Source organism: Christiangramia qingdaonensis (genome assembly GCF_048381525.1).
Taxonomy (GTDB): domain Bacteria; phylum Bacteroidota; class Bacteroidia; order Flavobacteriales; family Flavobacteriaceae; genus Christiangramia.
Genome location: NZ_JBLWIM010000008.1, coordinates 441866 through 456187 on the forward strand (window position 1 = coordinate 441866; position 14322 = coordinate 456187).

14 protein-coding genes are annotated in these 14322 nt (G+C 39.2%); 7 read left to right on the forward strand and 7 right to left on the reverse strand.

The genetic code is table 11. The annotated features are described in order from the left end of the window. The 3 genes from ACNI3T_RS02715 to holA form a co-directional block, all read right to left on the reverse strand. Entirely contained in the window at nt 1–681 is a 681-nt protein-coding gene (locus ACNI3T_RS02715) for a metal-dependent hydrolase (protein ID WP_418226523.1), read from the reverse strand. A gap of 86 nt (nt 682–767) precedes the next feature. Beyond that, entirely contained in the window at nt 768–1670 is a 903-nt protein-coding gene (gene menA, locus ACNI3T_RS02720; protein WP_418226524.1) for a 1,4-dihydroxy-2-naphthoate octaprenyltransferase, read from the reverse strand. After that, the gene (holA, locus tag ACNI3T_RS02725; RefSeq protein ID WP_418226525.1) at nt 1671–2675 is read right to left on the reverse strand and encodes a DNA polymerase III subunit delta; all 1005 of its coding nucleotides are present in this window, start codon (nt 2673–2675) and stop codon (nt 1671–1673) included. A gap of 82 nt (nt 2676–2757) precedes the next feature. Here holA and ACNI3T_RS02730 point away from each other — a divergent pair, with 82 nt between their 5' ends. The 4 genes from ACNI3T_RS02730 to ACNI3T_RS02745 all read left to right on the forward strand — a co-directional run bounded on the left by ACNI3T_RS02730 (nt 2758) and on the right by ACNI3T_RS02745 (nt 6318). Next, entirely contained in the window at nt 2758–3207 is a 450-nt protein-coding gene (locus ACNI3T_RS02730; RefSeq protein WP_418226526.1) for a type I restriction enzyme HsdR N-terminal domain-containing protein, read from the forward strand. Next, complete coding sequence (locus ACNI3T_RS02735) at nt 3204–4196, forward strand: glycosyltransferase family 2 protein (RefSeq protein ID WP_418226527.1); 993 nt, start codon at nt 3204–3206, stop codon at nt 4194–4196. Before ACNI3T_RS02730 ends, ACNI3T_RS02735 begins: the two co-directional genes overlap by 4 nt. A 96-nt stretch (nt 4197–4292) precedes the next feature. Next, nucleotides 4293–5138 carry an OmpA/MotB family protein gene (locus tag ACNI3T_RS02740; RefSeq protein WP_418226528.1) on the forward strand — a complete coding sequence of 282 codons (846 nt, stop codon included), beginning with the start codon at nt 4293–4295 and terminating at the stop codon, nt 5136–5138. Between the two features lie 127 nt (nt 5139–5265). Continuing rightward, nucleotides 5266–6318: a hypothetical protein gene (locus ACNI3T_RS02745; RefSeq protein ID WP_418226529.1), complete on the forward strand. Its 1053-nt coding sequence runs from the start codon at nt 5266–5268 to the stop codon at nt 6316–6318. A 47-nt stretch (nt 6319–6365) separates the two neighbouring features. Here the strand turns inward: ACNI3T_RS02745 and ACNI3T_RS02750 are convergent, their stop codons facing one another. The 4 genes from ACNI3T_RS02750 to ACNI3T_RS02765 all read right to left on the reverse strand — a co-directional run bounded on the left by ACNI3T_RS02750 (nt 6366) and on the right by ACNI3T_RS02765 (nt 10752). Then, complete coding sequence (locus tag ACNI3T_RS02750) at nt 6366–7202, reverse strand: alpha/beta fold hydrolase (RefSeq protein WP_418226530.1); 837 nt, start codon at nt 7200–7202, stop codon at nt 6366–6368. A gap of 102 nt (nt 7203–7304) precedes the next feature. Continuing rightward, nucleotides 7305–7925 carry an L-threonylcarbamoyladenylate synthase gene (locus ACNI3T_RS02755; protein WP_418226531.1) on the reverse strand — a complete coding sequence of 207 codons (621 nt, stop codon included), beginning with the start codon at nt 7923–7925 and terminating at the stop codon, nt 7305–7307. Nucleotides 7926–7980: 55 nt separating this feature from the next. Further along, nucleotides 7981–8193 (reverse strand): hypervirulence associated TUDOR domain-containing protein, encoded by a 213-nt coding sequence (locus ACNI3T_RS02760; RefSeq protein WP_141877135.1) that lies wholly within the window; start codon nt 8191–8193, stop codon nt 7981–7983. A 237-nt stretch (nt 8194–8430) separates the two neighbouring features. Then, entirely contained in the window at nt 8431–10752 is a 2322-nt protein-coding gene (locus ACNI3T_RS02765; RefSeq protein ID WP_418226532.1) for an ATP-dependent helicase, read from the reverse strand. A gap of 153 nt (nt 10753–10905) precedes the next feature. On the opposite strand from ACNI3T_RS02765, the gene ACNI3T_RS02770 reads away from it, so the two are divergent. The 3 genes from ACNI3T_RS02770 to ACNI3T_RS02780 are packed head-to-tail and all read left to right on the forward strand — an operon-like array spanning nt 10906 to nt 14322. Next, entirely contained in the window at nt 10906–11442 is a 537-nt protein-coding gene (locus tag ACNI3T_RS02770; protein WP_418226533.1) for a DsrE family protein, read from the forward strand. Between the two features lie 10 nt (nt 11443–11452). After that, nucleotides 11453–12727 (forward strand): amidohydrolase, encoded by a 1275-nt coding sequence (locus tag ACNI3T_RS02775; RefSeq protein WP_418226534.1) that lies wholly within the window; start codon nt 11453–11455, stop codon nt 12725–12727. Next, complete coding sequence (locus tag ACNI3T_RS02780; protein WP_418226535.1) at nt 12727–14322, forward strand: FMN-binding glutamate synthase family protein; 1596 nt, start codon at nt 12727–12729, stop codon at nt 14320–14322. Before ACNI3T_RS02775 ends, ACNI3T_RS02780 begins: the two co-directional genes overlap by 1 nt.

A 14322-nucleotide genomic window follows, 5' to 3' on the forward strand; every position in this document is an offset into this window, starting at 1 on the left:
TTATACTTCAACAGATTTACCAATATCGAGCAGTAAAAGATCTTTACCCTTGGCAGCAAATTTCTTTTTAGCATCATCATGGTCGATTTCAATAAAACCGAAGGTATCATAGTGACATCCTAGTATACGATTACATTCGATGAAATCACTGGCGATTATCGCATCTTCCACGCCCATGGTAAAGTTATCGCCAATTGGAAGCACGGCGAGGTCAATTTTGGTTCTCATGGGTATCAATTTCATGTCGAGCGTTAAAGCTGTGTCACCGGCGATATAAATATTCCCGCTATCAGTTTCGATCACAAAACCGCCGGGTTGTCCTCCATACTTGCCATCAGGAAATGAACTGGTATGCAAAGCATTCACGTATTTCACTTTTCCGAAGTCAAAATCCCAGCTACCTCCGTGATTCATGGGATGTACCTCGAAGCCCTTATCTCCGTAATGATTAGCGATCTCGTAATTACTAACGATCTTGGCGCCTGTATTTTTTGCAATAGCTTCAGCATCGAGAATATGGTCCTGATGAGCATGGGTCAATAAAATATAGTCTGCCTTTAGATCATTAATATCTACTTTATCCTTGGAAAGATCGTTGCCAGTAATAAATGGATCTACGATAATGTGTTTGTTACCAATCTCGAGAGCAAGCGAATTCTGCCCGTAAAATGTAATTTTCATAAAAAAAGTTTTCGGTTTCTATAAAAATAAGGATTCGGCTAAATTCCTATAATTAGCTGGCTATATAGTTTTGTTAAACTTGAACCTTAGAGTACAAGTCCAATAGCAAAGAGAATAGAGATTCCAAATGTGGAAAGCGCCACTATCTTTAACTCGGGATCCAGATCTTTAGGGTTCTCATTTTTATCTACTCGTATTAAATGAAAAATAAGTGGAATAAAACCTAACAGATACATATAATCATCCAGTTCCCTGGAAACCAATGCTGAATAGATTAACATAAAGAACAAAGCTCCAATAATTAACAGGTAATGGTAATTCTTTGCTTTCCGTTCGCCTAATTTCACCACCAGTGTATTTTTTCCTGCTTTCGCATCTGAAATTCTATCACGAAGATTATTAAGGTTGAGAACCGCGACACTTAAAAAACCTATGGCTACTGCCGGAAAGAAGCTTACAAAGTTGTGATCATGTGTATTTAAAAAATAGCTACCGTAGACGGCAACCAGTCCAAAAAATACAAAAACAAAAATATCGCCTCTACCGCGATATCCATAAGCAGAATTTCCTACAGTGTATTTGATCGCAGCGACGATAGCGCCTATTCCCAGCATCAAAAACACCAGTGCAGCGATCCAGTTCTCGTCTTCGAAAGAAGCATAGATAAGTAACACAGCCAGTATAAAAGTGGCAACCGCGGTGATGACCATCGCACGAAGCATTTCCTTTTGGGTGATAATCCCGCTTTGTAAGGCACGCATGGGTCCTATCCGGTCTTCATTGTCGGTTCCTTTGACTCCATCACCGTAGTCATTAGCAAAGTTTGACAGGATCTGTAATCCAAGGGTAGTTCCTAGTGCGAGACTAAAAATTGCGAGGTTGAACTGTCCCTGTTGTGCAGCGATACTACTTCCTACAATTATCCCTGAAATGGATAATGGTAGTGTTCTCAGTCTTGCCGCACCAACCCAGGTTGAAAATTTGCTCATTTAGTTCATGATTTTTACAAGTAGTTCTTTAAGAAGATCTCCCTGTGAAACATTTGCAGCGCCTACCCCTTTACTTTTCACATCAGTTTCATGCAGATCACTAATAACCTTGCTTACTTTTTTCATGGGAAAATTTCTCGCTGCTGTAATATAATCACCCACGAAGTAAGGACTTATTTTTAATTGCTTTGAAACCGCTCCCTTGGATTTGTCATTAAGACCATGGTATTGCAGGATCTGGGAAAAATAGGAAAATAGCAGGCTTATGGTCACTACCAGTGGATTGTCTTTCGGATTCTGAGCAAAATAATTGATTATTCGATGCGCCTTTAAAGTATCTCTTTCCCCAATCGCCTTACGCAGTTCGAAATTATTGAAATCTTTGCTAATCCCGATATTCTCTTCAATGATCTCCGGACTAATAAGTGTTTCCTTTTTGCAAATAAGCTGAAGTTTTTGAAGTTCATTATCGATCTTCCCGAGATCTGTTCCAAGGAATTCAACCAGCATTTGAGAAGCTTTTGGAGAAATTGAATATCCCCGACTTTTCATCGTTTTCATGATCCAGTCTCCCACCTGGTTCTCATAAAGTCGTTTACTTTCGAAAATAAGACCGGTTTTCGCAATGGTTTTATGCAGTTTGCGTCGCTTATCGATCTTTTTATATTTATAACACATCACCAATACCGTGGTAGGCTGAGGATTTTCAGCGTAATCTGCCAGTTTCTCTATGGTTCTGGAAAGATCCTGAGCTTCTTTTACAATAATCACCTGCCTTTCAGCCATCATTGGATACCGCTTGGCATTGCTCACGATCTCCTCGATATTCGTATCTCTTCCGTAGAGGGTCATTTGATTAAAGCCCTTTTCTTCTTCGGAAAGAAGGTTGTCTGCGATATAATTCGAAATTCCGTCGATATAAAAGGTTTCCTCACCCATCAGGAAATAGATAGGTTTGATATCACCTTTTTTAATATCGTTTACTATTTTTCTGGCTTCGTCCATAGAGGAGTTTACGGCGATTTTGAATTGATGGAAAACTGAAGGCGATATTTTATCACTGAATAATCTTCATTACTTTTGAAAAATGCAGAAGCTGAATTTTCCATCATACTCATTTCGATTCAAAAATAATCAAAATAAAGTAGCTGTTTTTGACGATCTACGGAAAAAGTTTATCATCCTTACGCCTGAAGAATGGGTACGCCAGCATACCGTGAAGTTTCTGGAAAAAGAAAAAAATTACCCGATAAGCCTCATAAATGTTGAAAAGCAGTTAAAGATCGCCGGTCTCACCAAAAGATATGACGTGGTCGTGTTCGATCCGCAAGGAAACATACATATAATCGTGGAGTGTAAAGCTCCGAAGATAAAGATCACCCAGGACACCTTCGACCAGATCGCCAGGTATAACCTGAGCTTAAAAGCGAATTATTTGATGGTAACTAATGGGATTGAGCATTACTTTTGCCAGATGGATTATGAAAAGGAAACTTATATATTTCTAACCGAATTACCGGAATACCAACGAGCATGAATATAGCTGTAGTTATTCTGAACTGGAATGGGAAAGATCTTTTAAAAAAATTCCTGCCTTCGGTTATTACAAATTCTAAAGAAGCAAAGATCTATGTAGCTGATAATAATTCTACAGATGAATCGGTAGCGGTTTTAAAGATCAGCTTCCCAGAGGTCCATATTATCCAGAATAAATCGAACAATGGTTATGCCGGCGGATACAACGAGGCTTTAAAGTCGGTTTCTGAAGAAATTATCATTCTACTGAATAGTGATGTAGAGGTTACCAGGAACTGGCTGGTTCCAATACTGGAAATCTTTCAAAAAGAAGCAGAGGTAGCGGCAATTCAGCCAAAGATCCTGGATTACAAAAAAAAGGATCATTTTGAGTATGCCGGTGCAGCCGGTGGTTATCTTGATCAACTTGGTTATCCTTTCTGCAGGGGAAGGATCTTTCAGAAAATGGAGGAAGATAAAGGACAGTATAATGATAACCATGAAATCTTCTGGGCTTCAGGCGCCTGTTTTGCGATTAGAAATTCAGTTTTCCAGGAAGCTGGCGGACTCGATGAAGACTTTTTCGCTCACCAGGAAGAAATAGATCTCTGCTGGAGAATTCAGAATATGGGATATCGCATAAAATATGTAGCAAATTCTGTCGTTTACCACGTAGGTGGAGCGACCTTATCAAGTATGGATCCCAAAAAAACCTATTATAATTTTAGAAATGGTCTTTTTCTACTGCTGAAAAACCTTAGATCAACAGATTTGTTCCCAATATTATTTGGAAGGATGATCCTAGACGGAGTTGCTGCTCTGAAGTTTTTAACCGAAGGAAAAGTGAACCATTTTACGGCAATTTTAAAAGCTCATGGAAGCTTCTACTCTTCATTTAACAAGATTAGAAAAAAGCGTCCTGATCAATTTAAAATTGACCGATATTATGAATTGCGTTCTATTGTGTATCAACATTTTATCCTTAAAAAGGATCGCTATAGTGAACTCTAAAAATAATATAGAAAGGAAATGTTAAAATAGCTTTCCACCTTGCTATTTTTTTGATATTTTTGGCCTCTAAACAATTTAAAATTTAAGAAACTAGTTATGAAAAAAATCATGCTAATGTCGGCTACTGCGGCCCTTTTGCTATCTTCATGTGTTTCACAGAAAAAATACAATGAACTTGAAACAAAACAACGTGAAACTCAGGATCAATTAAACACGGCTACCGTGAAATTGAACTCCTGTCTTGATGAAAAAGAGCGTCTAAATAGCCAGGTTGCAACTTTAAATAATACGAATGCTGCGTTATTGAACAACGTAGGGAACTTGGCAACTCTTTCTAAGAAAGAAGCTGAGAACATGGAACGTTCTTTGGAAAGTATTAAAGAGAAGGACCTTGCAATTCGTTCTATGCAAGATGCAATGAACAAGAAAGATTCTGTAACTCTTGCTCTTGTAACCAGTCTTAAAGGAGCTCTTGGTAACCTTAATGATGAGGATATCGAGATCAATGTTGAGAAAGGTGTTGTTTATGTATCTATTTCAGACAAATTACTTTTCGATAGCGGTCGTTACAACGTAACATCTCGTGCGAAAGAAGTTCTTGGTAAAGTAGCTACTGTTGTAAATAACAAGCCAAATATCGAATTTATGGTTGAAGGTCATACAGATGACAAAGCTATTAGCACTTCAATGTTCGAAGATAACTGGGATCTAAGTGTAAAGCGTGCAACTTCTGTAGTACGTGTTCTTCAGGACGAGTTTGGTGTTGAGCCAGCGCGTATGACTGCTGCAGGTAGATCTTACTATGTGCCACTTGCAAGCAACGAAACTGCTGAAGGTCGTGCTAAGAACCGTAGAACAAGAATTGTTGTTCTTCCTAAACTTGATCAATTCTACAGTATGATCGAAGATGGAATGGAGAAAGCTAGTTCTCAGTCTAACTAATTAGAATCCTTTTCTATATATCAAAGCCTCTGCAATGCAGAGGCTTTTTTATTTGGTAGCTTTAACTTCTGATCTTCAATATTTTATATTATTTTAGTAGTATTCCCTACTCTCTAAATCACTAATTATGAAAGCACTCAAAATTAGTAGCGGAATACTTTTTTTAGGTCTCTACCTCTTCCAGGTATCCTGCTCCTCTGAGACTATTAAAACTCAGACCGAATCAACAGATTTCATTTCCACTTCAGCTGATTTTGAAATTAGGGAAATTGATTTCAACTCTTATAATACGCTTACTGAGGTTGAACATCTTCCAGTTAAAAATAGCTCCTGCGAAATCACTTCGTTTCAAAATCTACTTCAGAAGAATTTCGAGAAGCTAATTCAAGATCCAAATTTTGATGTTGAGATGGTCTTCTATTTAAGAGACCTGCATAGAAAATACGTTACTCATTATATAGGTCCGAATTATTATGGCAGCGACGGGCAATACGATCGTCTAGCAAATAAACGAATGCGAGAGCTTCAGAAGTTCTGGCAGCTTGACCGGCAGATCTATTTAAATGGACAGCATACCGCAACCCTGGAAGATCCAAAGCAATTGGCAGATATGATCGAAAGTTTTGATCGCAGTGTTCGCAATGCTTCAGAAGCCAGGATTAAAGCTTCACAAATTATTGAAGCTAATCAGAATAGTTGCCAGATCCCAGAGAATAGCTTCTTCGCCCTCGAGGCATTTACAAGATCAAATGGTCTCCTGGTCATAAGTGATGGTATTCTAGAGATACTGGAAGAATCCGGAATCCCAGAAGAAATAGTCTTCAGCGGACTCCTCGCCCACGAATGGTGGCACCAGGCCCAATTCGAGTACGACCTGCAATGGGAGAATGACTATAAAGATAATCCCGAGCTTTTAAGAGAATTAGAGGCTGATTTTGCAGCAGCCTATTTTCTGGGGCATAAAAGAGGTGCAACTTATAACTGGAAGCGACTCGAATCATTTTTCAACATGAGCTATAATTCTGGAGATTGTTTTGCTGAAAGTCCAGGTCATCATGGAACACCTACCCAAAGATTAAAAGCTGCCCGAAGTGGTTTTGAGCTGGCGTTCTCTGAGAAGAAGAAAGGAAAATCAGGAAAGCCATCAGAAATACATAAAGCGTTTTTGAAATCCATGTAATAAAAAAGCCCTCTAGCGAGGGCTTCATACATTTTGTTGATTGTAGATTACCTCTTAAGGAAATCTACGAGAATCTTATTGAATTCTGCAGTGTGAGTTAAAATAAGCCCGTGTGGAGCGTCCATCACCTCGTGGTATTCGCTATTTGATATCATTTCAGCACTCTTTTTCCCGGATATTTCGATAGGTACGACTTGATCTGCGGTACCATGAACCACCAGCGTAGGAATATCAAATTTCTTCAGATCTTCTCTAAAATCTGTTTTTCCGAAAGAGTCTACACATTCCAGCGTGGCATTTGGTCCAGCCTGACATCCTATAGACCAATAGTATTGCGCCATATCCTCACTAATTCGATCTGAATTGTCTTCAAAGTTCAGGAATTGCTCGCCAAATTCTGATAAGAATCCGGGACGATCTTTTCTAAGTTTCTTCTTAAAACCTTCAAATGTCTCTGCATCCAAACCATCTGGATTATCATCAGTCTTCAGCATAAATGGTGGCACCGCTGAAATTAAGGCAGCTTTACTTAATTTTGAAGTTCCGTAGTTTGCGATATAGCGGGCTACTTCTCCTCCACCCATGGAAAAACCAACAATTGTAGCATCTGTTAGGTCCAATTTAGTAATTAGATCATTCAGATCCTTTGCCAGTGAATCATAATCATAACCAGTCCAGGGTTTATCACTTGCCCCAAAACCTCTGCGATCGTAAGCAATACATCTAAATCCTGCCTCTACAATAGACTCTATCTGGTATTCCCACATTCTATGACTTAAAGGCCAACCGTGAATTAAAATTACCGGTTTACCATCACCATAGTCTTCATAAAATAAATTTATAGGTTGTCCTTTAACTTGAGTTGTAGTTTCTAATATACTCATAACTTATTTTTTCTTTTAAGTTACTATCTCATTGCGTATTTGAAAAACCTTGATCCTGCTTTAATAGAGAATTAACTAGAAAGCACAGAAAATCCTAAAATTTTACATGATTTCAAGGGAACCTTTTCCTTCCCGGATTACTTCCGGCTCTGGCGTTGTAAGATCGATAACGGTAGAAGCAACATTATCACCATAACCACCGTCGATCACCAGATCCACAAGGTTATCCCATTTCTCTCGGATTAATTCTGGATCTGTACTGTATTCGAGTACCTCATCTTCATCCCTAATGGAGGTTGAAATAATTGGGTTACCAAGTGCTTTGACTATCGCCTGGCAAATAGAATTATTTGGAACTCTTATTCCTACTGTTTTTTTCTTTTTGAATACACTTGGAAGATTATTTCCGCCCGGCAATATAAACGTGTAAGGTCCTGGTAAACATCTTTTGAGAATCTTGAAGGTAGTAGTGTCGATTTGTTTTACGTAATCAGAAAGATTGCTAAGATCTTCGCAAACAAAGGAAAAATTAGCTTTTTCCAACTTTACATTCTTGATCCTGGCAATCTTTTCTAGTGCACTGTTATTGGTAATATCACATCCCAACCCATATATAGTATCGGTCGGATAAATAATAAGTCCCCCTTTTTTGAGGACTTCTACTACCTTATTTATATGTTTTGGTGCGGGATTTTCATCATAAATTCTTAGAAGTTCAGCCATATTAGTATGTTTTTGATCTTCTTAAAATTAAGATATTCCGCGCAAATGGAATGTTTTAGTCCGCCTTTTTAACTTCGCTTTCAAGTTTAAGGACATTACTGCCATCTTCCTGTTCGATATACAATGCTTTGTTTCCCTCTTCTCCGTCACGGGTCACTTCATTACCATCGATCGTACGGGTTACTTTCTTGGTAAATGTACTTTGCACTTTTCCTTCCGCAGTTCCATTTCCCCATTCCCATTTTACTTTACTTCCTTCTTTGATCATAACTTTATTTTTTTTCAAGATAGTTCATAGATCAACTTTCTGTAAAAATTTAAATAAATCGCTAACAGTGTTTTAGAAGAAGATTAACGTATTGCTGTACAGGCATAAAAAAAGAGACCTTAAAGCAGGTCTCTATAAAAACGTTGTTTTTTATTTGGTTTTTGGAGTTGTAAAAATGTAGGGATTAATACGACTCTGAGCTAATATATGTATTTTCTACAGTAATCCTAGAAATTTTTAAGAAAGAATTTTCAGCTTGGCAAAACGTAAGAGCAAATTCTTGATTCCGCCCTGTTCAAAATCGATCTCTGCTTTTCGATCCTGGCCAACACCTTCAAGCTTAAGAACTTTACCTTTTCCAAAACGCATATGTTCCACTTCATCCCCTGCGGAAAGATTCAAAGTGTTCATCGCTTTCTCCGGTTCTTTCGCAGCTGGCCTTAGTTTTCTAAGTTTACGCAGCTGTTCTTCTGAAGGTTTATGAGCTGGAGGTGGAGTTCCTGTTCTTGGTTTGGATTGTCGTAATTTGCTCTTATCTACATCGTCCCCAAAGATATCTGTATCTATTAAAGGCTTGTACTTATAATCGTCCTGTGGCACCAGAGTTTCAAGATATTGCTCATCGATTTCTTCAATAAATCTACTAGGCTCGGCATCTACAAGTTTACCCCAGCGATACCTGGAAAGTGTGTAGGTAAGATATGCCTGCTTCTCGGCCCTGGTTATAGCTACATAGAACAATCGGCGCTCTTCTTCAAGTTCACTTCTGGTATTCATACTCATCCCAGATGGAAAAAGATCTTCTTCCATTCCTACAATATATACGTATGGAAATTCCAGACCTTTGGCCAGGTGAATGGTCATTAAAGCAACACGATCATCATCCCCGGTATCATTATCCAGATCTGTGGCAAGTGCCACATCTTCAAGAAATTCAGACAAAGAACCACTGGCGTCTGCGATCTCCCGCTGACCTTCCACGAAATCCCTGATACCATTGAGCAATTCCTCAATATTTTCAATTCTGGCAATTCCTTCAGGAGTACCATCTTTTTTAAGTTCCTGAACCAGCCCGGTCTTTTTGGTCACCATTTCAGCGATCTGAAAGGCGTCCATAGTTTCGTTGGAAATAGCAAAACTCTGGATCATATTTACAAAATTCTCCAGTTTGGTCTGCGTTCCTCGGTTGATCTTAAGATCAAGTTTATCTAGATTCTGAATTACTTCAAAGATAGACCTGTTATGCTGATTGGCGGTTACAGAAAGCCTGTCCATCGTAGTCTGTCCAATCCCTCGCGCCGGATAGTTGATCACTCTTTTCAGAGCTTCTTCATCCTTATTATTCAGTATAAGTCTTAGATAAGAAAGAACATCCTTGATCTCTTTTCGCTGGTAAAATGATAGTCCGCCATAAATTCTATATGGAATATCCCTCTTCCGCAGTGCGTCTTCCATCGCCCTACTCTGCGCATTGGTTCTGTAAAGGATTGCAAAATCACCATTGTTAAGCTGTTGTTGCATTTTGTTCTCAAAGATAGAACTAGCAACATAACGTCCTTCTTCCCCATCTGTAAGTAACCTATTTACAACGATTTTTGGACCATCATCATTCGCAGTCCATACGATCTTATCCAGCTTGGTCTTATTCTTATCAATAATCGAGTTGGCAGCATGTACAATGTTTCGGGTAGACCTGTAATTCTGCTCAAGCCTGTACATCTGTACATTGTCATAATCCTTCTGGAAATTCAGAATATTATTAATATTGGCACCACGAAATGCATAGATACTCTGGGCATCATCTCCTACCACACATATATTCTGAAATTTATCTGAAAGTGCTCTTACGATCAAGTACTGAGAATGATTGGTATCCTGATACTCATCCACCAGAATATATTTAAACCTACTCTGGTACTTGTGAAGTACATCCGGAAACCTGTTCAGTAATTCATTAGTTTTTAGAAGCAGATCATCAAAGTCCATCGCGCCCGCCTTGAAACAGCGATCTACATATTGCTGGTAGATCTCACCCAGTCTTGGCTTTTTGGACATGGCATCGGCTTCCTGTAATTCCTGATTCTGGAAATAGGCCTTTACCGTAATAAGACTGTTCTTATAAGAAGAAATTCGGTTATAGACCTGCTTGTATTTGTACACATCTTTGTCCAGACGCATATCTTTTATGATCGACCTGATCACCGAATGAGAATCCTGAGTATCGTAAATGGTGAAATTCGAAGGGTATCCAAGTTTATCTGCCTCGAACCTCAACATTTTAGCAAAAACAGAGTGAAAAGTTCCCATCCAGAGATTCTTCGCTTCGCTACTTCCTACGATCTTGGCGATACGCTGCTTCATCTCTCGTGCTGCCTTATTGGTAAAGGTTAGCGAAAGAATATTGAACGCATCAACGCCCTGATTCATCAAGTAAGCGATCCTATAGGTTAACACCCTGGTCTTACCAGATCCTGCACCGGCAATAACGATCATTGGTCCGTCTTTCTGCAGCACCGGGGCCCTTTGTGCATCATTTAATTCAGCTAAGTAAGCTTCCAAATCTTCTCCATTTTATTAATGCTGAAAGGTAACTAAAATGCTCAAAAAACTAAACCCGTAGTGAACCGAATTTTAAACATTAAGGAAGTCTTCTGAAGCATTGCACGATATTTTAATATCTTTAAAAATTCAACATTATTCCATCTTACTTCCATGAAGAAATTGATCTTGCTATTTGCGATTTTTTGGATAAATCTATCTTTTGCTCAACAATTTGAAGCTGGAAATGTTATTCCTGAATATGGCAAAACCATTACTGTTCCTCATGCCGAATTTAAAGTAGACACCAATCTGGCATATAAAGTGGTATTTGATATCGACACGAATTTTGATCCTGCTGAAGTCAATAAACTGGTTGAAACAGCTGCTCGATTTTTGAACATGCATGAAAAAGCTGGAGTAGATCCTGAAAATATGCATCTAGCTCTGGTCTTTCATGGTTCAGCTACCAAAGATGTTCTCAATGATGCTTCTTATTCCCAGGCCTATCCTGAAACTGAAAAAAATCCCAATACCGCGCTATTTCACGCATTGGCAAATGCTGGTGTCGAACTTATTGTTTGCGGGCAGAGCGCAGTACATCATAATGTAGATCCTGAAAATATCCATAAAGACATAAAGTTTGCTCTTTCAGCAATGACGGCACTTGTACAGCTTCAGGCAGATGATTATCATTTGATCAAATTCTAAACTTTCTAATATGAAATATATATTTACTCTAAGCATTCTTCTGGCAACACTTGGACTTCAGGCGCAGCAGAATATTCCAGAAGCTGATTTTCAGAATATAGAAAAGCAGGTGATCGAGTGGCGAAGAGATCTTCACGAAAATCCGGAATTATCCAATCGTGAATTCGAGACTGCCAAAAAGATAGCAGCCCACCTGCAGTCACTTGGTATCGAAACTACTACTGGAATCGCAAAAACCGGAGTTGTGGGAATTTTAAAAGGTGACAAGCCTGGTAAAACCCTGGCTCTTAGAGCAGATATCGACGCCCTACCCGTTACAGAAAAAAATGAGCTGGAATTTAAATCTACCAAGACCACAGAATTCTTAGGTGCTCAAACCGGAGTGATGCATGCTTGCGGGCATGATACCCATACCGCCATTCTTATGGGAGTTGCTGAAATTCTTGCAAAGCATAAAGACAAAATCAATGGCACCGTAAAATTTATTTTTCAACCCGCTGAAGAGGGGCCACCACCAGGGGAAGAAGGTGGAGCTGCCCTTATGATCAAAGAAGGTGTTCTTGAAAATCCTGAGGTAGATGCCATATTTGGATTGCATATTAATGCTGCTACTCCGGTGGGAACTATCAAGTATAAACCTGAAGGCACCATGGCAGCAGTGGAAAGATTTGTAATCAATGTTCAGGGTAAACAGGCACATGGTTCAGCTCCATGGAGTGGCGTGGATCCAATATTAATCTCTGCCAAGATCATCGATGGTCTGCAAACGATCATCAGTAGAAATGCAGACTTAACTGAGTCGGCTTCTGTGATAACGGTTGGAAAGATTACCAGTGGTGTGCGATTTAATATCATTCCTGAAACTGCAGAACTTATTGGTACCGTTAGAACTTTGGATCCGGAAAACAAAAAAGTGATCTTATCCAGAATGCGTGAACTAGTTCCGGCAATTGCTAAGGCATACGGAGGTTCTGCCACAATCGATATTCAGAATAATACCGCGATCACTTTTAATGATGTAGCTCTGACTCAACAAATGCTTCCCACTCTTGAAAATGTTGCAGGAAAAGGAAATGTAAACTTAATGAAGGCTACTACCGGTGGGGAAGATTTTTCCTTTTTCCAGGAGAAAGTACCAGGTTTTTATTTCTTTTTAGGTGGAATGCCTCAAAATGCTGAACCTACAAGACACCATACTCCCGACTTTTATATTGATGAAAGCGGACTTTTACTTGGTGTGAAAACAATGACACAATTAACTCTTGATTTTTTAAGCAATTCCTAATGGATCAAATTTTAAGTTTTTTAACCTCTATCCCATGGTGGGGATGGATACTACTCATATTAGTAATTATCGCAATTAATGATGTTCTCTTTAATCGGAAACACACCATTAAGCACAATTTCCCAGTGGTTGGGCATCTACGCTACTTCCTGGAAAGCATTGGACCTGAAATTAGACAATATCTTGTAGCCAACAACAGGGAAGAATTACCTTTCAACAGGCGTGAAAGAAGCTGGATATATGCTTCAGCAAAAAATGAAAATAATTATGAGGGCTTCGGTACAGACCAGGACATGTATTCTTCGCACTATATATTTGTCAAAAATTCAATTCTTCCTTATAAATTACCTGCTGGGCATCCAAACCAGAAAAACTCCGGATTGATCCCCTGCGCAAAGGCAATGGGAACCTATAATAATCGGAAACGACCATTCAGACCGGCTTCGATTATTAATGTATCGGCAATGAGTTATGGTTCACTTTCAGCCAAAGCTATAGAGTCTTTGAATGAAGGTTGTAAACTTTCCGGAGCTTATCACAATACTGGTGAAGGCGGATTATCTCCTTATCACAAAAAAGGAGCAGATGTTATTTTCCAGATAGGAACCGGATACTTTGGAACCAGAGACGAACAAGGTAATTTTGACATGTCCAAGCTAGTCAGACTGGTACAGGAAAACCCACAAGTTAGAGCGATAGAACTTAAACTATCCCAGGGAGCTAAACCTGGTAAAGGAGGTGTTCTTCCAGCTAAAAAGATCTCACAGGAGATTTCAGAAATTCGGGGAGTTCCAATGGGGAAGGATGTTCTTTCACCAGCTTACCATTCAGCTTTCGGCAACCTTGAGGATATGATTACTTTTCTTGAGGAAATTGCAGCAGCTACAGGTCTTCCGGTAGGAATCAAAGCTGCAATTGGAAATCTTGATGACTGGCATACACTTGCCGGCATCATGAAATCTAAAAATCACGGACCCGATTTTATTACGATAGATGGTGGTGAAGGTGGTACCGGTGCTGCGCCACCAAGTTTCGCTGATCATGTTTCGGTACCGTGGATCTACGGTTTTAGCGATGTTTACAAGATCTTCCAGGAATATGAACTCACCGATAGAATCGTTTTTGTAGCGGCAGGTAAACTTGGATTTCCTGCAAAAGCTGCGATGGCATTTGCTTTAGGCGCAGATTGTATCAACGTTGGCCGGGAAGCGATGATGAGTATTGGTTGTATACAGGCTCAAAGCTGCCACACCAACACCTGCCCTACCGGAATTGCAACTCAGAATAAATGGCTGCAAAGAGGTATTGATATTGCAGATAAATCCATGCGTACCAATTTCTACTTTGTAAAATTCAGAAAAGAGCTGCTTCAAATTACGCATGCCTGTGGTCACGAACATCCTGCGCAGTTCACCACCAATGATATCGAGATCAACTTAAGTGATAAGAATCTTTCAAATACATTAGAATCTACTTTTGGATATACCAAGGATAAAGTAAATTTCCACTCTGTAACAGAATTGGTAAAATGTCCGCACTTAGGTGGTAATCTTGATCTTAAATCACTACAAATAACTGAAGACGCTATACATTAA